Genomic DNA, 18,634 nt, shown 5'->3' on the forward strand with positions numbered 1-18,634 from the left:
AAATTCAATAGTTAGGTTCATCATCGTTGGAAGAATCAATGCCCAAAAAGGCCAAGGCCTCCGATTTTTCGGTAAAGGCCCGGGTGGGTACCTTTTGTGCATGGGTCCCTAGATAAAAGGAACTGATCATATCGGTGATCGGGGGATCGATCAAAAAGGCCAATGCCTTGATCCAAAGGGAGCCCTCCAGGGCCAAGTAATCCCTGGCCGGTTTGTCAATCATCCTGACCGCACGGATGTCACATAGCACGGGCATCTCCTTGCCCTTCTGCAGGTCCATGCGATCCTGTACCACCCGTTGTGCTGCCTTTAGGTCGATACAAGGGACACGCTTGTATATGATGTACAGCAAGTCATCGGTCAGCAGATACACTGCGAAACTATTTTCATGCGTTTCCTTCATATCCTGAAAACTGGTAAACGGTCTAAATTTATAAAAATATTGTAACTTCTATTTTTATAAGGTGTTGATTACCATATATAAAGGGATTTGTTATCCAAAAAGGATTATATGTTATCCCAAAGGGATTATTTGAATAGGATTAGGGATATAATCTGACAATTGCCATTACTTTTTAGGACATTTTACACTAAACGATATGGCAAAGATCAAACACCACAATTTTTTGAACACCGTTCATGAAGTATTTACCGATGCCAAACAAGCTGGGGTCTTACACCTGTATGCCGGAGGGGATTCCCTTTCTGGACGCACCATAAAGGTGAAGGGCAGGGACCTCTACCATTTTGGTACGACGGGCTACCTGGGCCTGGAACAGGATGCCCGCTTAAAGGAGGCGGCCATTGCGGCCATTGAACGGTTCGGGACCCAGTTCCCGCTCTCCAAATCCTATATCTCCCATCCGTTGTATGCCCAATTGGAAGAGGCCGTGGGTCAAATGTATGGCCAACCGATCGTGATCACGAAGAACAGCACACTTGGCCATATGGGGGTCATCCCCAGTGCGGTGGACGATGACGATGTGATCATTTTCGACCATCAGGTGCATTGGAGCGTGCAAAATGCAGCCAAGATGTTAAAGACCCGAAGTGTGCCTATTGAAATGATACGCCATAATCATTTGGGGATGCTAGAGGACAAGATCAAAAAGTATCGGGGCAGTAAGCAACGGATCTGGTATATGGCCGATGGTATTTATTCCATGTACGGGGATTATGCCCCCATATCGGAATTAATGGCACTGTCCAAAACCTATCCACAGCTACATTTCTATTTTGATGATGTCCATGGGATGAGTTGGATCGGGAAGAACGGGACGGGTTATGTGTTGGACCAGCTAACGGAACTACCCGAAAATGTGCTGTTGTTCGGGACCTTAAGTAAAACCTTTGGGGCCAGCGGTGCTGTTCTAGCCTGTTCCAATGCCAAGCTGTACGATAAAATCAAGACCTTTGGAGGACCATTGACCTTTTCGGCCCAATTGGAGCCAGCTTCGGTGGCCGCTGCATTGGCTTCGGCCCAGATTCACCTATCTCCAGAGATTTACGAGCTGCAGGAGGAACTTCGCCAACGGATCGATTATTTCAACCACTGCCTGGGACGGAGCCAATTGCCCTTGATCGATGCCAATGCATCCCCGGTCTTTTATATTGGGACGGGCATGCCCAAGACTGGATATGATTTTGTTAACCGATTGATGGGGGAGGGGTTCTTTGTGAACCTTGGTATATTTCCAGCAGTCCCGGTCAAGAATACCGGGGTGCGGATCACCATTTCCAGGCATAATGAAAAGCCCGAAATCAAAGCCTTGGTCGATGCCATGGCGTACCATTTTCCCAAGGCTTTGGAGGAAACCGGAACGACTTCCGAACGGGTGTTCCATGCCTTTGGATTGGAGGTCAACACCATGGGAGATTCCCTTTTATTGGAGGGATTGACCCTTGAGTCAAAGGCATCCATCCATGAAGTGGACAAGGAAGAATGGAACCGATACATGGATGGACGGGGCGTGTACGATTGGGATGGACTTCAATTCTTGGAATCCGTATTTCAAGGCCATGCCAAAAAAGAACACAATTGGTCGTTTCGCTATGTGGTCATCCGGGATGCCGATAGTCGACCCGTTTTGATGACCTTTCTTTGCCTTTCCCTGTGGAAGGACGATATGTTGGCGCCTTCAGACGTATCGAAGTCCATAGAGGCCGAACGAATGGCCAATCCCTACCATCTGTCGTCCCTTGTGCTTTCCATGGGCTGTTTGTTCACAGAGGGAGACCATAGGTATTGGGATACATCACATCCTTTGGCTGAACAGGCCTTGAATGCCTATTTGAATTTTATGGAGAACCAGGAAAGGGTATTGGGGGCCAAGATGACCGTTCTTCGGGATTTTCCCAAGGAAAGTCCTTGGAACGATCCGTTGTATGGTCATGGGTTTCTACGGGTGCAGATGCCCAATACCTGCACGGTGGATTTTTTGGGGATATCTTCCATAGATGCCTATATGCAAGGTCTGTCATCCAGGAACAGAAGGCATTTTAGAAAGGATATCGAACCTTTTCTTGGTAAAGTTCGTTGCCAAGTGGTTTCCAAGCTGACCCGTGTAGAACTGGTGCAGGCCGGAAAGCTCTTTGCCGAGGTCCAGTCACATAACCTAGGGCTGAATACCTATTCCTTTCCGGATGTATTATTCGAACGGATGAATAATAGCCCCTTATGGGAATTCATTATACTCACCCCCTTGGATGAGCCAAATCGATTGTTGGGCGTCATGTTCTGTTACAACAATACCGAACAGGTGTATGTCCCTGCCTTTGTCGGTATGGATTACGGGGCTTTGGAGCAATATGCGGTATATCGTCAATTGCTCTATCGTACCATTGAACGGGCCATAGTTCTTGGTATTCCAAGAATTGATTTTGGAATGACCGCTGCCTTTGAGAAGCGGAAGCTCGGCGCCATCGTGCAGGAAAAATATGCCTATATCCAAACCCGTGACAATTTTATCTTGGAAGCATTGGGGGTGTTGGAAGGGCAGCAGTAAGGCACCGTTACCATGAAATACCAGAAGCTGCTTTCAGACTTTGAGGGACAATTGGAGGCCTTGGAAAATGGCAATGGCGATATCCTGTTTAAAGCGGAGAAGGGCATAGCCCTGGTCGAGAAATGTATCCGTAAGCTACAAAAGCAGATCGTGGGCCAGGACTTTGAGACGCAGGCCGACGAGATCTATTTTTTCAAGCATGTCAAGCCCCAAATCTTTAGCAAGCTCATTTATTATATCAGGCTCTTTAGCATTGAGAGCAAACGCCCGCGCGGAAAGGATGTGGCCCAAATCAAATACCTACAGCAACAGATCGATAAGCTACAGACCTTCTTTAACGATAACCTTGAATTCTACAACTATTACCGGCGCGGGGCCATGTCCATGGACGAACAGTATTTTGTTCGGGGCAATCGGGACCTGCGCTTGCCTTTGGAATCCTTTCACTTTCTGATCGATGATGCCTTTTCTACCTGCCAGGATGGTACCGTGGCCACCATAATGGCCTACGATATGCTCATTGTGTACCTGAGAAAGGAAGTGGACGACTTGAACAACAATATGGAACCTACTAAGAACACTATTATGGAAAAGCCTTCAAAACTATTTTGGACGGGCAGCAAGACCGATTTGATCGAGCTGCTCTATGCCCTTCATACCAGTAAATGTATCAATGGAGGTACCGTTGATATCAAGGAAATGGCATCGCATTTCGAATACTTTTACAACATCGACCTGGGCAATTACTACCACACTTTTATCGATATCCGCTCCCGCAAGAGCAGCCGGACCCGATTCTTGGAACGTCTTATCGAGATGCTCAATCAACGCATGGATAACTTGGAAGAATAGGCTTAGGTGCTATATTCATTTTTAAAAGGGTTTTCCTACGCTGGGGTGAAGTTGTTGTTGAAAAACAAACGGTCAACTTTAATTGGACCCCATGGTCCCTCTAGATTAATTACCCGGGCCCAAAACCGTGTTCAAATTGATATAAACTTGTCAGTGTTTCGCAGTTCTAATTTTGTCATTTTATAATCCTATAAACTTTATAAAACGAAATTCAACGAAAAAAGAGTGTTTAAAAAAGACAGAAATTTCCTAATTAAAAATATTCCACTATTTTTAAAAACTAAACTTAAGAATAGCCTACTAGACCTACATAAATGTTCCAAAATCCATTTTCTTTTGATGGCCGTATTAGACGGTTAGAGTACGGTCTAAGCTATTTGATCTATTTTATTCTTTATCTGGGCGTGTCATTTTTATGGCAAGAGTTTCCGTCAGCAGCACTCTTTTTTTACCCCTTCATCTCGGTATTGATATGGTTCTTATTGGCCCAGGGCGCTAAACGGTGCCACGATTTGGGAAACAGTGGTTTTTATCAGTTCATCCCTTTTTATGGTCTGTTAATGGTGTTCCAAGACGGTAAAAGTGGAATTAACAGATATGGACGAAATCCCAAGGAAGTAGGCGTTTCCAGTAGAGATTCAGAGAAGAATTCCCTACAGTTACCATCAGGGAAGCTTTCCATTGTTCATTCTATGCTACGGTTGAGCAGTCCAATCCTTATCAATGTGCTCTTGGCAGCAATGCTAATGGAATATCTCAATGTCTCAGACATCGAACTGTTCATGTATATATTGCTTACCGTTATTCCATGTCATTTTCTTGCTTTGATCATGAACCATAATTCCCATGCTTTTGAGATTGACGGAAAAGGGCAGTTCAAGGAAAGGGTCATTTACTCGAGTGTATTTTATGTTTTGGTCCGGTTGTACACCCTTTATTTCAGAGCTACCGAAATTTATGTCCAAGCCATCTTTTTTGAATTGATCGTTGTGGGCCTGTTACTGTGCCTTACCTATTTTTCTTTTCAGCTTTATAAAGTCATTTTCAGAAAATCTTCCCTTACCTATGAAAATTAAGCACCATATCATTTTATCCGTCATCTTGATAATGGTCATCATCACGTTTGGCTTCACCTATAAATCCGGAGGTGGCAACAAAGCTATTGTTACGTGGTCGGAAAGACCATTGGTCTGGAATGATTTTGAGTTGGTCAGGTCCATGGAAGAAGACTATGTGGCAAGCATATATTCCAATATTGCTTGCCCTAAATTGATAACGGATAAAAATTCCAGGGTTTATGCCTACATGAATCCCAACCTTTCCGAGCGCCTAAGGGATGCGTATGATGGATATAATGTTTTGGTCCATGAACAATACCATTTCAATATTACGGAATACTGTGCCAGATTGTTGAGAAAAGAGATTGTTGCAAAAGGGCTTGGGGGCCTATCCTTTGAAACCATGGAATCCTTGCACAAAAAATATTCAAAAAAATTGGATAGCCTTCAAGACGTATACGATAGTATTACAGGTCACAATGTCCATACCGACCGACAAAGATACTGGGAACTTCAAATAGACGATTGGCTTAGGGAGACTGCTTATTATGAAAATGAGGATATTCTCAGCTATTATAATTTCAGTAAGAATCGAACACAATTTTATCGTCATATCTATTTAACCCATACTAATAAGGTTCTGACCTCTTATCCGATTGGTGAGAATGATATCAAGTTTGGCGAATCCTATGAGGTGTTCTATCGTAATCTTGATGAAACGGTCATCAAATTCTACAAAAATGGCAAATTGGTCAACGGAGGTCTTTTTAAGACTGCAATAACTCGGGTCTTGAAAAAAGAGGATGAAGATTTTGAGATTCATTATCTGAACCCCAATGAAAGTTACAATCAAGATTTGGAAACCAGTTTGGTAAAGATTTATGTGAATGAAGCGGAAGATTTGACCGTTCATTATTTTAACCATCAAGGGGAAAGGGTCAGCCAGAATTCAGTATACGAAACCCAGTGGAAATATAATCGTGACGAGCAGTCGTATACAGCAACATACTATGATAAACAAGGAAAGATAAACCCAAATCAAGAGGGGGTTTATCACGAAAAAAGAATATTGGATGAAGAAGAGCGGACCGTTGTCTTTATCAATCTGGATAGAAAAAAGAAATTAAAGAACGATAAAGAATTTATTGCCAAACGTGAGCTTGAATTCGACGAGAACCACAAAAAGACCAAATACAGGCTTTATGACGAAAATGGAGATTTCGCATTTCATTTAAACGACTACCATTTGGCCTATGACCATGATGAAAGGGGAAATATTATAAGAGTGACATCACTGGACGAAAATGGAAATAAAACTTATGACCAGAACGGTGCATCGATATATGAATATACCTATGACCTTTATGATAGGGAGACTCGAATTAGAAGATTCAACAAAGGACACCGACCCATAGTGGCCAATGATGATTATTTCGAGAAGGTATATGAATACGATTCACTTGGAAAAATCATATTCGAAGCTTCTTATTATCCAGGTAAAGTGCTCAAATACAGTGATACCCAATGGGGGGCAATAAAGTTTGTCCACGAGGGGGATAGCATTATTAGGGAATATAACATTAATGCCTATGGTGACATCATCCATAACCAATACCATGTTGGCATAATCAAGAAAAGCCTTGACAAGAAGGGTTTGGTTGTTTCTGAAAGCTACCTCGACAATGCCGGTAAATTTGCAAAGGCGGATGATGGCGTGGTGGAGTACAGATATCGATATGATGACCAAGGCAACCAAATAGAAACGGCATGCTACGACTCTATTGGCGCGCTTAAAGCCTTCGAGACGGATGTTGCCATAATCCGTTGGGAATATGACCAGAACGGGAATAAGGTAAAGACTACCTACTTCAATACTCAGGATCAATTGGCGCATGCCGTTGACAGCATTACCTATAACATCTACAAATACAATAGCAAAGGGGGGTTATTGGAGCGGACGAATTATGATATTAATATGAAACCTGGCTTGATTGATGGAGCTTTCAAAACACGCTTTCTCTTAAATCGTGCAGGTCTCGATTCAATCAAATATGAGTACAATACAAAAGGAAAGTTGAAATCGGGAGTTGCGATAACCCGATTTTTTTATAATAAGTATAACAAACTGACAAGAACTGAATATTTCAATTCCTTGAACCAGAGAACCAAGGATCCAGAGGGTATCAGTGCCATTAATACCCTTTACAACAAGAGGCAGCAAATCACAGGTTATGAATATTTGGATGAACAGGATAGATATACGAATAATTCGAGTGGTATATCGATTCAAACTTGGGTTCTGGATGAACTGGGGCATACCGAGTCCCATAGCTATTTGGATAAAAACCGTCAGCCTGTAATAGGACCTTCCGGCTACCATAAAATTGTATATGAATGGGCCGATATGGGTGAATTCTCCAAAGTAAAGCGATTCGATAAGGAGCTGTCCCTAATGGAGGATGAATATGGCACTGCCATATATGAGTATATCATGAGGCCTTCCGGTCTATTTGCAGAGGTGAGGCGTTTTAACAAACAGGGCCAACTAGCCGAAAATAGTCTTGGGGTCGCAATCACACAATATACCCCTTACCTGGACGGATTGTATTATTTAGAGAAAGAGTTGGACGCCAATCGGGAAACTGTAAACGATACAATCAATACAACGGCAGAGGAAATTCAGTGAGATTTGAATAATTCTAGAGGACATCGAATTAGCTAGTATAAATCCATGGTTTTGATCCCTCTCCCTAACCCAAATGATAGGTATACTCATTGGCACTTGTACTTCAGCGACTCATTTTGGTACTTAGAAGCAAAGTAACTAGCATGAAAAAAACAATACTCCTTTTTCTATTGATCACTGTATTTCAGGGAGCTTTAGCTCAAACCAATTATGATACACTTTGGAAGGAAGTTGAACAACTTGAACTTGAAGGGAAGTTTAAAAGTGCCTCCGAAATTGTAGATAAGATTCTTAAAAAGAGTAACAGAGCCAACGATAGTGATCAAATCGTCAAGAGCTTCATCTACAAATCCAAGTTCGCACTTTTGCTTGAGGAAAATGCCCAGCAACAGGTTATCAAAGAAATACAGGGATACATCAACACTTCCAAATTTCCGACCGATGCACTGCTTATATCTGTATATGCAGGATTTTTGGAGCAATATCTCGCCCACAATCAGTATAAAATCCGAAACAGAACGGAAACTTTAAACAGTGAAGAAACCGATGATTTTGAAAAGTGGGATGCCAATACTTTAGTAGCCCATATAGGAGAACTCCATAAACAATCCTTACAGCATGCCAATGAGCTGAAGGAAATACCGATTGATCAATTCAAGGCAATTCTAACGGAGAGCAATACCTCCAATAAGTATAGGCCTACCCTCTACGATTTTTTGATGCACAGGGTCCTGGCCTTCCATAAGATCGACCGATGGTACGTAAATAGGCCAGAAGAACGGTTTTTCCTCAACAACCCCGTAATTTTTGCATCCACGGAAGAATTTGTCAAAGAGCCTTTCAAAACCGTTGACAGTATTTTTTCGAACCAAAGGGCCTTAAAACTGTTCCAAGAACTGGAAACTTTTCACAAAAGCAAGGACACCATTGCATATGTAGATGTGGTGATCCAAAGATTGAAGTTTTCTAGGGACAACGCTCCTCTGGAAAATAGAGATCGATTGTACTTGAACGCATTGCAACGGTTGTATGAAAAATATCCTGACCATAGAGTCTCCGGAATCATAGCCTATGAAATCGCGGAAAGCCTGTTCAATGCGACCAATAGTAACGATGCAAAAATGGACCCAATACTTGCGGAACAAAGGGTGAGGGCCCATAACCTGTGCAAAGAAGTCATCGATAAATATCCAAACTCGGATGGTGGTCTGCTCTGCAAAATTTTAAAGACCAAGATTGAAAAACAAGAATTGGATATTGAGATGGAGAAAAATATCGTCCCCAATAAACCATTTCTTGGAAAGGTCACTTTTAAAAATGTAGATTCCCTTTATATCTCCATATATCCTATCCCCAACGAATACTTTACGGACACCTACTCGTATAAGCGTGACAGTCTTGCACTGAACGTGATCAAAACCACGAAAAATATTGCCAATAGGTTTTATAGCCTAGAAAAGAAAAAGGATTTCTATAGTCACGACCTAGAGATTGACTTTCCTGAACTCCCTATGGGCGGTCACTTGATCATTGCATCCAAAGTTGGAAATCCAATGGCACTCAATGAAATATATGCGTATGAAAAAGTCCAGGTCACAAACTTGGTGTTGCTCTCCACCATGGCCGAAAACAGTCTTGATTTTAAATTACTGGACCGGTCAAACGGACACCCAATTCCCGGAGCCAAACTTACCCTGACAGATGACGAAGACTACCTTAAAATGGGTGAGACCGATGCTAAGGGTTCCTTCTCGGTAAAACGACCTAAAAAAGATTTCTATGATTTAAAAGTCATGGCCATCAAAGAGCATGACACGATTATAAACTATGATCAAAGGCTATATTCAAAAAGCAACTATTCCAATAATGAGGATGAGCGCCTGGCCAAAATGTCACTCTTTTTGGACCGAAGTATATATCGTCCGGGACAAACCCTCTATTTCAAGGGAATCCTAACGGAACAAAAAAAGGGAAAAACCAATGTTGTGCCGAACACTTGGGTCACCTTGTTCATTTATGATGCCAACAATGAGGAAATCAAAGAAATCCGGTTAAAGACCAATGAATATGGTTCCGTCCATGGCCAATATGAGATACCCAGTAATGTGCTCACAGGTGAGTTCTCCATCGAAATGGATGAAGATTACGGAACCGATGAAGAGGATGAAGACCCCTACTGGTACAAAATCGATGATTTTGAAATGGCCGAAGTCTATTTCTCAGTAGAGGAATACAAAAGACCGCATTTTGAAGTGAATTTTGAAGCCATAAAGGAAAACCTTCTGGTCGGGGATTCCGTTGTGGTCAAGGGTAATGCCAATGCACTGCTTGGTACGGCCATTAAAAATGCGAAGGTCAAATACACCGTAAAACGAAATTTGACCTCATTGAGGGGTAGTCTATACTATCAAGGTGAGCCGCAGATCATAGCCCAAGGTAAGGTTGAAACAAATGGGGAAGGAAGCTTTGAAATTCCATTTGTATCCATTCCAGATTCTACCGTTTCCAAAACACACAAGCCCATTTATTCCTATGACATCACAGCGGATGTCACTGACATCAATGGAGAAACAAGGTCCGCCGAAACCACGGTCCGTGTAGGCTATCATAACCTACAGGCCAATCTTAAGATGGCCTCCACCTTGAACAAAGAAGAATCCAATAGTATCAGTGTAACGGCTCAAAACCTGAATTCCCAACCCATACCCGCCCAATTGGAGATAGCGATATTTAAGCTAAAAGAACCTGATTACGTATTCCGAAAAAAACCTTGGGGCTTGCCCGAAGGGCAGATAATGGAAAAGGAAAGGTATCGACAGCTCTTCCCCCATGAGCCATTTGATAGTCTCGACCTAAAGGAACATTGGTCCAAAGTAGAAATGGTACTCAGAAAACAAATCGAAACTAATGGTGAGGAAGTTATCGATTTGGGGGATATGAAGGCATGGCAAGCCGGATCCTATACTGTCACACTGACCGCTGTGGACCAATTAAAAGACACGGTCACAATTGAACAAGGGTTTGATGTATATGGCAATAACGAGGCATTCGTATCCAAAAGTCAACTTTTTGATTACAAACTTGTCAATAGTGCCTATAAAAGAGATGGCTTCGTACACCTTCAAATTAGTACCGCAGCAGAGAACCTTAAGTTTTTCTTGGATGGTTATTGTAATGAAAAGAAGGTGTACAGCAATGAAATTGACATTAAAAAAGGGACTTCATATATAAAGGTTCCCGTTGAGAAAGGCTATAAGGACAAATTGGAGTTCAATCTGTATTTTGTAAAATTCAATAGTCTTTACTCCAAACAATTTGCGGTAGATTTTCCCGAAGTCACTAAAGGGCTGACCATCGAAACGATGAGTTTTAGAAACAAACTAGTTCCCGATGCAAAAGAAACATGGAGTTTCAAGATTACCAATTCAGATAACAAGGGTGCCAATGCGGAAGTCTTGGCAAGTATGTACGATACTTCTCTGGACCAATTTAAGCAGCACGATTGGGACAACCGATTGGGATATGAATATTACCGTAGTGCCTATGCACCGAGAATAGATGATGGTTATTCCTTTACAACCACAAATTTTAGAAAGTTCCATTACACGCCACGACTAAACGTACTTACTTTTCTTAAAAACTATCATCAGCTCAATTGGTTTGGACTGGATTTTGGAAGCACGCAATATGATAATGGCCGTTATCTCCAAAAACTCAAGCTCAAGACATATCAACCTCCAAAGGCTGAAGGTAACATCAGTGGTATTGTGATGGATTCGGACGGGATACCCTTACCTGGTGTGAACGTCATTGTAAATGGGACCACCACAGGTACACAGACCGATTTCGATGGCTTCTATTCCATCGAAGCCCCCATGGGTTCCGAATTGGTGTTCAGCTATATCGGTTTTAAAAATGAACTGGTTCCCATCACGCAATCCAACTCCGTGAACATAGCATTGGAAGAGGATTCCCAAGCTTTGGATGAAGTCGTTATCACAGCTCTGGGGGTTCAGCGCAAAAAAGATTTGACTGGTGCAGTTTATATCAATGCCTACAGTATAAGTGCTGCTATTGAAAACAAACTTGCCGGTAAAGTGGCCGGAGTACAGATTACCGAAGCGGCCGGAAACGCAGGTGCAGGAGCTGAAGTCATCATTCGAGGAATGACCTCCTTGAACTCTAAAAATAGGCTCCTCTTTGTCATTGACGGTGTTCCTGTAGAATTTGGTCCTGATGGATTGAATGAAGTGACCATTCTTCCTTCCGACATTGAGGATATTACCGTGTTAAAGGGCGATTCCGCCTCGGCTATTTATGGTTCACGAGGCGTCAATGGTGTGGTCATCATTACAACCAAAAAAGGTCTTGAAAATGCCCTACAGGTAGAGGCCAGAACCAATCTAAAAGAGACTGCATTTTTCTTGCCCAATCTCACAACGGATTCCAATGGTGCCATCAATATCAATTTCGATTCCCCTCAGGCTTTGACCAAATGGCGGTTTATGATGCTTGCACATACCAAGGATTTAGAGATAGGCAAATTGGAAAAAACAGCAATAACCCAGAAAGACCTGAGCCTTGTTCCAAACTATCCACGTTTTTTAAGGGAAAAGGACACATTGGTATTTTCTTCCAAAATCAGCAATCTCACTTCCGATCCGCAATCCGGTGTTGCCATCCTGCAACTGTTCGATGCGGAAACCATGAAACCATTGGACCAGAACGTCTTTGGAGATGACCAAACCCAAAACTTCAATATTTCCCCCAACAGCGATGCAAACGTTTTCTGGAAGCTCCATATCCCTGAAAACACTAACGCAGTACAGGTTAAAGTGCTGGCCAAATCCGGTACTAAAAGTGATGGGGAAAGTATGGTCATTCCCGTTTTGTCCAACAGGATATTGATAACCGAATCCAAACCCATTTGGGTGCTGCCCAATAGCACGAAAGAAGTTGTTCTGGAGCAATTGAAAACACAAAATTCCACATCGCTCCAACATCATCGATTTACATTGGAATACACTTCAAATCCAGCATGGACTGCCCTAAAATCACTGCCCTACCTTATCGAATTCCCCTACGAATGCGCAGAACAGACCTTTTCAAGATTTTATGCCAATGCCATTGCGGAACATATTGTAAACAGCAATCCCAAAATAGCCGAAGTATTTCAGAGTTGGGCAGATACTGGGCAAGAGAAAAGTGCCTTGGAAAAAAATGAAGAATTACAATCCATTTTAATTGCTGAAACACCCTGGGCAAGGGATGCCAAAAATGAAAGTAAAAACAAAGCGAGGTTGGGTAGGCTCTTTGAAAAGAACGTCCTAACTGACCATCAGACCCAAGCCTTGAACAAATTGAAAGAACTACAATTGGCTTCTGGAGGTTTCCCATGGTTTGCCGGAGGTCGTGAAAGTAATTTTATCACCAGGCACATCGTGGCCGGATTTGGACACTTGAAAAAGATGAACGTGACGAGAGAAAATAGTTCCCATACCAAAGAACTTATAGAAAACTCTTTGAAGTATTTGGACATGGAGTTTGTCAAGAACTATAGGCAAAAGCTGAAAGAGGCCGTGGACTCTACCCAAATTACTTTGACCAAAGCCGATATCCATTACCTCTATGCCAGAAGTTTCTTTTTGGAAAGTCATCCAGTAACCGGAGAACTAAAATCCATACAAGAAAAGAACGTTGCGTTGTGCGAGGAAAAATGGTTGACCAAACCGCTTTATGAGAAAGGATTGACTGCGCTCATCATGAACAGGTTTGGCAAGAAGGACATTGCTAAAAAAATTCTGGAGGCTCTAGACGAACAAGCAGTGCACAGTGAAGAGAACGGAATATATTGGAAGGCAAATAAATCAGGTTGGTATTGGTTTCAGGCTCCCATTGAAACCCAAGCGTTGCTTATAGAGGCGTTTACCGAAATAGGGGCGACCAATGCAACCATTGATGGCTTAAAGTTATGGCTATTAAAAAACAAAAGGACGCATCAGTGGGATACCACCAAAGCAACCACGGAAGCCATCTACGCATTGCTCATCCAAGGAAACGATTGGTTATCGGTAGCCGACAACACCTCCATCTTGATAGGGGACCAAAAGATCCAAACCAAAAAAATGGATCAGACCGAGAAAGAAGCAGGTACCGGTTATATGAAAATTGTTTGGTCCGAGGAGGAGATATCACCAGAACTAGCAGAGGTCAAAATTCAAAATAAGAGCAAGGTTTCCGGGTTCGGAGGAATATATTGGCAATACTTCTTGGATTTGGACAAAATCGTAGATGCCGATGATGCTCCTTTGATGATTGGAAAAAACATATTCCTCACCGAAAAAACCACGGATGGAGAAAAGTTGAGACCACTAGGTCCAGAATTAAAATTAAATCTTGGTGACCTACTCACCATCCGATTGGAAATTACTTCCAACGAGGACCTGGAATTTGTACACCTTAAGGATTTAAGAGCTTCTGGTTTAGAGCCCACTGATGTACTCTCTGAATACAAATGGCAAGACGGACTAGGGTATTATCAATCCACAAAAGATGTCGCGACCCATTTTTTCTTCGACCGTCTCCCGAAGGGGACATACATTCTTGAATATCAGTTGAGGGTCAATAACAGTGGGAACTTTGGTACTGGAATAGCGACTTTGCAAAGCATGTATGCCCCTGAGTTTTCTGGACATACGAAAGGTGGGAGATTAAAAGTAGAATAATAGATTTAAAATGTACAAAATGAGAATCGTTCTCCTTGTTATCATTCTACTTCCAATAATTCACAGTTGTAAGCCCAAGGGAGAGTCACAATCTAAAGAGCAGTCCTTTTCAAGAATTTATAAGGACAGGTCTTGGGGCTATCTGGACAATTATGGGGATACCCTGATTCCACTTGACAAGTACGAGTTTTTAAACCCAATCGATGCCGAGGGCATGATATTGGCACATAGTTCTGGGAAGTCAGGTTATATCAATATCCATCAGGACACACTCATTAATTTCATATATGAAGATCTGGGGGTCTTTTCAAATGGTCTAGCTCCGGCCAAAAAAAATGGTAGGTGGGGTTTCCTAGATCGTAAAGGGAACTTAATCATTTCACATAAATTCGATAACGAGAGCTACTTTTATAAATGTGGGCTTGCATCAGCCAAAGTGAATGGAAAATGGGGATTTATCGATAGATTGGGAAATACTGTGGTGCCAATCATCCATGATGGCGCTCAGTACACTAAAATCGATAGCCTGGTCTGCCTACAGATGGGTCAAAAATGGGCTTTCTTCTCCTGTACTGGAGAACAATTGACAGATTTCCAATATGATGCAATAACAGGAGGATTGCACAACCAACATAATTACACCTATTTCAAGAACGGTCCTTGTTTGGTAAGTATTGATGGAAAGCTCGGTTATATCGATGAAAATTTTGAACCAATTCTTCCCTTTGGCAAATTTGAAAAGTACAACGCATTTGATGGCTCAAAAAGGGCCATTGTGAAGACTTCCTCAAAGTTTGGCCTGATTGACCGGGAGGGACAATTTATTCTCCGGCCAATATATGACACCATAGAAAGCTTCCCTTATCCAACAGGGAGATATAGGGTTAAATCTGGTGGATTGTATGGGATAATGGACGCAACTGCAGACGAAATATTACCGATTACCTATAGGTCCATAACTCCGAACTATTTCAAGAACGATTCCATAACCATCGGTACACTGATCTTAAAAGATGACAATGGAAAATTTGGTGTGACCGACTACAATGGAACGCCATTGATACCTATGACATATGATTCCATAGATAAGTTTGAGGAGGTCAATGGTCGTAGTTACGCCATAGTAAGCCGTGATGAAAAATATGGTGTCATCGATTCAAAAAACAGGGTGGTCATCCCTATGGAGAACGACTTTATTTATTCGGATAGGTGGATGGAATATTTGATTGTGGAAAAGCAGGGTTCCTTTGGTCTATACACCAAAGAGGGCAAAGAAGTTCTCCCTCCCCAATACGATTATCTCAGACCGTGTTATTATGATAAAAACAACAGGTTTATTGCAGGCCAACATGGAAAACTTGGGTTGATCACCAAAGAAGGGAAAACCGTCATACCCTTTGAATATGAATACATTTCGAACTGGGTGGAATATGGGCCAAACGAACATTTTGTGGTAAAGGATGGAAAACATGGACTAATCGATCGAGATGGGAAGACCACAGTACCACCGGAGTATGACCAAATCATCTACAATAACCCAACATTGATTAAAGTGGAACGTGACGGGCTATTTGGTACCATTGACCGAAAAAACAACATAGTGCACCCAATTAAATATGAGGAAATCTATTGGGAATGGCCTTATGTTACAGGACGCCCTTTGGATACCGTATTTGTAAAATACAACGGAGCATATTTTGCTACGGATATCAAGGCCAACAGTATTGATATGGAAATATCGGAGAAATTTATAGCAGAAAAATTTCGATACCTATTCAATTAAATACCAATAGGGCAAGACCAACCGCTGCAAGCCTCAGACCTTCTTTCTAAGTAGGGCAATCTTTTTATCGCAAACTCATTGCGCTATGATGACTTGTTCACTTAGCAGTAGTACTGAAAGGGACATTGATATCGAAAGACTGATGTGTCCAACTCATGAAACCTAGATCGGGTTTAAATCCTTACATTTAAATAAAACTGTCTTCCATGCCTGCTATCCGATGGCTCTTTTTGATTGTGTTTGTTTTGGTCTATTTGACGGCCTGTTCCAATGATGATGGCTTACGGCCAAGATGTTTTCAAGAGGAGAATAGAAGGGTGACAAGGACCGTTTCCAATAGAACAGGCACTGTGATAGCCCCCGATTCGGACAATCCTTTGTCCTGCAACACTATTTATGTGATTGAGTATGATGGTACTATTGAAGGCTTTACCATAGGTCTGTTGTGGGGCTGTAATTTGCCGGAAGAGCTCAAAGAAGATGGTACCAGGGTAGTATTCGATGGCTATGCTTTCGAAACCTTTGAAACTGAAAACATATGCGCGCATTTTTTTGAGTTCACACAGATTAATCGTATCGAAGAATAGCCGTCCGGTTGATCGACACATTTCAACAGAATGGTCTTGAATTGATCATGTGGCATGCGGACTTGATGGTATTGGTGGAATAGGGTTTCGGATCAATATAAAGTATCGTTTTGTGGCAGGGCATTTCGTTTCCCAAGTTGGTACCAACTTGGGAATTTTGGTTTTTAGGGGTTTTTGTGGGCTGTTTTTTCCAATTGCTTCTACGTTGGATAGCTCACTAAAGTTTAAAAGGGATCAAAGGGATTCAAATAGGATGGAAAAAAATCGTTCCCAAGTTGGTATTTACTTGGGAAATTTTTCCAAAAAGCTTGTAGAGTTTTGTAACGAAAGTCAAATCAGTGGAAGGGCCATCAAAAGGAAACAAACCGATAAGGTGGCCCTTTTAAAACTCAAAAACTATGGGAGCAACCATCATTACCACAGAAGACCTTATGGAGTTCAAAGTCGAACTACTGGAGGATATCAAGGAACTCTTGCAAAACCAATCTGGCCAGGCACCAAGAAAATGGCTTAAGTCCAATGAGGTAAGGGAACTATTGGGTATATCCCCTGGGACCTTGCAAAACCTCAGGATCAATGGAACATTGCCCTTTACCAAAATAGGGGGTATACTCTATTATGATCATCGGGAGATCATGGAGGTGTTGGAGCGAAACAAGGTCAACCCCAGATTTTAAGTTTTTTGGCGGACGTCAATTACATCTCGCACTTGAACGGGGCCTTTGGAAAATTCGCCAAAGACAGCCGTTTGCACTCTAGCCATGTCAGTCTTTACATGACCCTGTTCCATTTTTGGAATGCCAGTTATTTCAGGGAGGAATTTTATATCAATAGGGCCGAGGTGATGCAGCTATCCAAGATTGGTTCCACTTCGACCTACCATCGCTGTATCAAACAATTGCACCATTGGGGGTATATCCATTATCAGCCCTCACATAATCCCCTCAAGGGAAGCAAGGTCAAGCTGTTCAATTTTGGGACAAGTACCGAACAAGTAGCGGACATCTACCCTGGTCATAATCGAACAAGTAGTGAACAACCCTTAAAAGGTATATATAAACCTAGACAAACTACCAAACAGATTAAAAACAATGGATCAACCGGAAATTTTAAAGGAAATATCTCGTTTGAATTACCAAACAAGGAAAAACCTGACCGAGCCGATCGATTCCGGGACAACCTCAAAACAAGGGAACAAAAGGACTACGCGGAACCTCTATGAAATTGGATTACCCACATATCATCACAGAAGGCAACACGACCTATCGTATCGGCGAGCTTCAGGGCAATCAGGTCATTTATGATTTTGAGAAAATGCTAGCCTATCTCGAGGTCAAGGGGAAGCGGCTATTCGGTATAAGCTTTAAGATCTACGAGGCGGATAGGGCAGTGCTCTTCCTGCTCTGCAACTATATTATCCGCGATTATGATCAATGTAAGAAGGCGGGAATCGACCCCCAAAAGGGATTGCTGTTGACCGGTCCCGTGGGCTGTGGAAAGACCAGTTTGATGCGCCTTTTGAAATATTTGGTACCCCATCAAAGGCCTTATGCAGTGATTCCCAGTCGGAACATTGTATTTGGTTTCAATCATGTTGGATTCAAGCTCATCGAGGATTACGGCAATGGACACTACTATTGTTTTGATGATCTTGGGGTAGAACCCATAGGTAGGCATTATGGCAAGGACTGCAATGTTATGGGAGAGATCCTGCTCTCCCGTTACGAACTTTTTGTCAATCACCACATACGGACCCATTGTACGACCAACCTCAATGCCAAAGAATTGGAAGAGCGTTACGGGAATCGTGTTCGAAGCCGAATGCGACAATTGTTCAATTTAGTGGCCTTCGATGCCAAAAGTCCCGATAAAAGAACATAAGACAGTCTAGTTCCAGTTCAATCTGTTTGGTTAGTTCTTCGCTGTAGCCGACAACTT

The 18,634-nt window shown here is 42.2% G+C and carries 11 protein-coding genes; 10 read left to right on the plus strand and 1 reads right to left on the minus strand.

What is annotated here, in order from left to right; genetic code table 11:
* Positions 1-4: 4 nt before the first annotated feature.
* Complete coding sequence (locus tag GGE08_RS09180; protein WP_179384599.1) at positions 5-403, minus strand: hypothetical protein; 399 nt, start codon at positions 401-403, stop codon at positions 5-7.
* Between the two features lie 196 nt (positions 404-599).
* Here GGE08_RS09180 and GGE08_RS09185 point away from each other — a divergent pair, with 196 nt between their 5' ends.
* From GGE08_RS09185 to GGE08_RS09230, 10 genes are all read left to right on the plus strand, one after another.
* Positions 600-3,005, plus strand: a complete 2,406-nt coding sequence (locus GGE08_RS09185; RefSeq protein WP_179384600.1) for an aminotransferase class I/II-fold pyridoxal phosphate-dependent enzyme — start codon at positions 600-602, stop codon at positions 3,003-3,005.
* 12 nt (positions 3,006-3,017) lie between these two features.
* The gene (locus tag GGE08_RS09190) at positions 3,018-3,857 is read left to right on the plus strand and encodes an RteC domain-containing protein (RefSeq protein ID WP_179384601.1); all 840 of its coding nucleotides are present in this window, start codon (positions 3,018-3,020) and stop codon (positions 3,855-3,857) included.
* A gap of 314 nt (positions 3,858-4,171) precedes the next feature.
* Positions 4,172-4,933, plus strand: a complete 762-nt coding sequence (locus tag GGE08_RS09195; protein WP_179384602.1) for a DUF805 domain-containing protein — start codon at positions 4,172-4,174, stop codon at positions 4,931-4,933.
* Positions 4,923-7,601, plus strand: coding sequence for a hypothetical protein (locus GGE08_RS09200; protein WP_179384603.1), 2,679 nt, complete (start codon positions 4,923-4,925; stop codon positions 7,599-7,601). Before GGE08_RS09195 ends, GGE08_RS09200 begins: the two co-directional genes overlap by 11 nt.
* Positions 7,602-7,744: 143 nt before the next feature.
* Entirely contained in the window at positions 7,745-14,326 is a 6,582-nt protein-coding gene (locus GGE08_RS09205; RefSeq protein ID WP_179384604.1) for a carboxypeptidase-like regulatory domain-containing protein, read from the plus strand.
* 19 nt (positions 14,327-14,345) lie between these two features.
* Positions 14,346-16,109, plus strand: a complete 1,764-nt coding sequence (locus tag GGE08_RS09210; protein ID WP_179384605.1) for a WG repeat-containing protein — start codon at positions 14,346-14,348, stop codon at positions 16,107-16,109.
* 206 nt (positions 16,110-16,315) lie between these two features.
* The gene (locus GGE08_RS09215; protein ID WP_179384606.1) at positions 16,316-16,696 is read left to right on the plus strand and encodes a hypothetical protein; all 381 of its coding nucleotides are present in this window, start codon (positions 16,316-16,318) and stop codon (positions 16,694-16,696) included.
* A 398-nt stretch (positions 16,697-17,094) separates the two neighbouring features.
* Positions 17,095-17,373 carry a helix-turn-helix domain-containing protein gene (locus GGE08_RS09220; protein WP_179384607.1) on the plus strand — a complete coding sequence of 93 codons (279 nt, stop codon included), beginning with the start codon at positions 17,095-17,097 and terminating at the stop codon, positions 17,371-17,373.
* Between the two features lie 5 nt (positions 17,374-17,378).
* Positions 17,379-17,918, plus strand: coding sequence for a hypothetical protein (locus tag GGE08_RS09225; protein ID WP_179384608.1), 540 nt, complete (start codon positions 17,379-17,381; stop codon positions 17,916-17,918).
* Positions 17,915-18,577 (plus strand): ATPase, encoded by a 663-nt coding sequence (locus GGE08_RS09230; RefSeq protein ID WP_179384609.1) that lies wholly within the window; start codon positions 17,915-17,917, stop codon positions 18,575-18,577. The genes GGE08_RS09225 and GGE08_RS09230 overlap by 4 nt, the downstream gene beginning before the upstream one ends.
* Positions 18,578-18,634: the final 57 nt, after the last annotated feature.

Origin of the sequence: Allomuricauda sp. ARW1Y1 (genome assembly GCF_013407935.1) — a bacterium.
In the GTDB taxonomy this organism is placed as follows: domain Bacteria; phylum Bacteroidota; class Bacteroidia; order Flavobacteriales; family Flavobacteriaceae; genus Flagellimonas.

Bases quoted from the DNA above. Each gene is read 5' to 3' on its own strand.
- GGE08_RS09215 (WP_179384606.1), top strand. From the start codon at position 16,316: ATGCCTGCTATCCGATGGCTCTTTTTGATTGTGTTTGTTTTGGTCTAT.
- GGE08_RS09230 (WP_179384609.1), top strand. From the start codon at position 17,915: ATGAAATTGGATTACCCACATATCATCACAGAAGGCAACACGACCTAT.
- GGE08_RS09210 (WP_179384605.1), top strand. From the start codon at position 14,346: ATGAGAATCGTTCTCCTTGTTATCATTCTACTTCCAATAATTCACAGT.
- GGE08_RS09185 (WP_179384600.1), top strand. From the start codon at position 600: ATGGCAAAGATCAAACACCACAATTTTTTGAACACCGTTCATGAAGTA.
- GGE08_RS09220 (WP_179384607.1), top strand. From the start codon at position 17,095: ATGGGAGCAACCATCATTACCACAGAAGACCTTATGGAGTTCAAAGTC.
- GGE08_RS09205 (WP_179384604.1), top strand. From the start codon at position 7,745: ATGAAAAAAACAATACTCCTTTTTCTATTGATCACTGTATTTCAGGGA.
- GGE08_RS09180 (WP_179384599.1), bottom strand. From the start codon at position 403: ATGAAGGAAACGCATGAAAATAGTTTCGCAGTGTATCTGCTGACCGAT.
- GGE08_RS09200 (WP_179384603.1), top strand. From the start codon at position 4,923: ATGAAAATTAAGCACCATATCATTTTATCCGTCATCTTGATAATGGTC.
- GGE08_RS09190 (WP_179384601.1), top strand. From the start codon at position 3,018: ATGAAATACCAGAAGCTGCTTTCAGACTTTGAGGGACAATTGGAGGCC.
- GGE08_RS09195 (WP_179384602.1), top strand. From the start codon at position 4,172: ATGTTCCAAAATCCATTTTCTTTTGATGGCCGTATTAGACGGTTAGAG.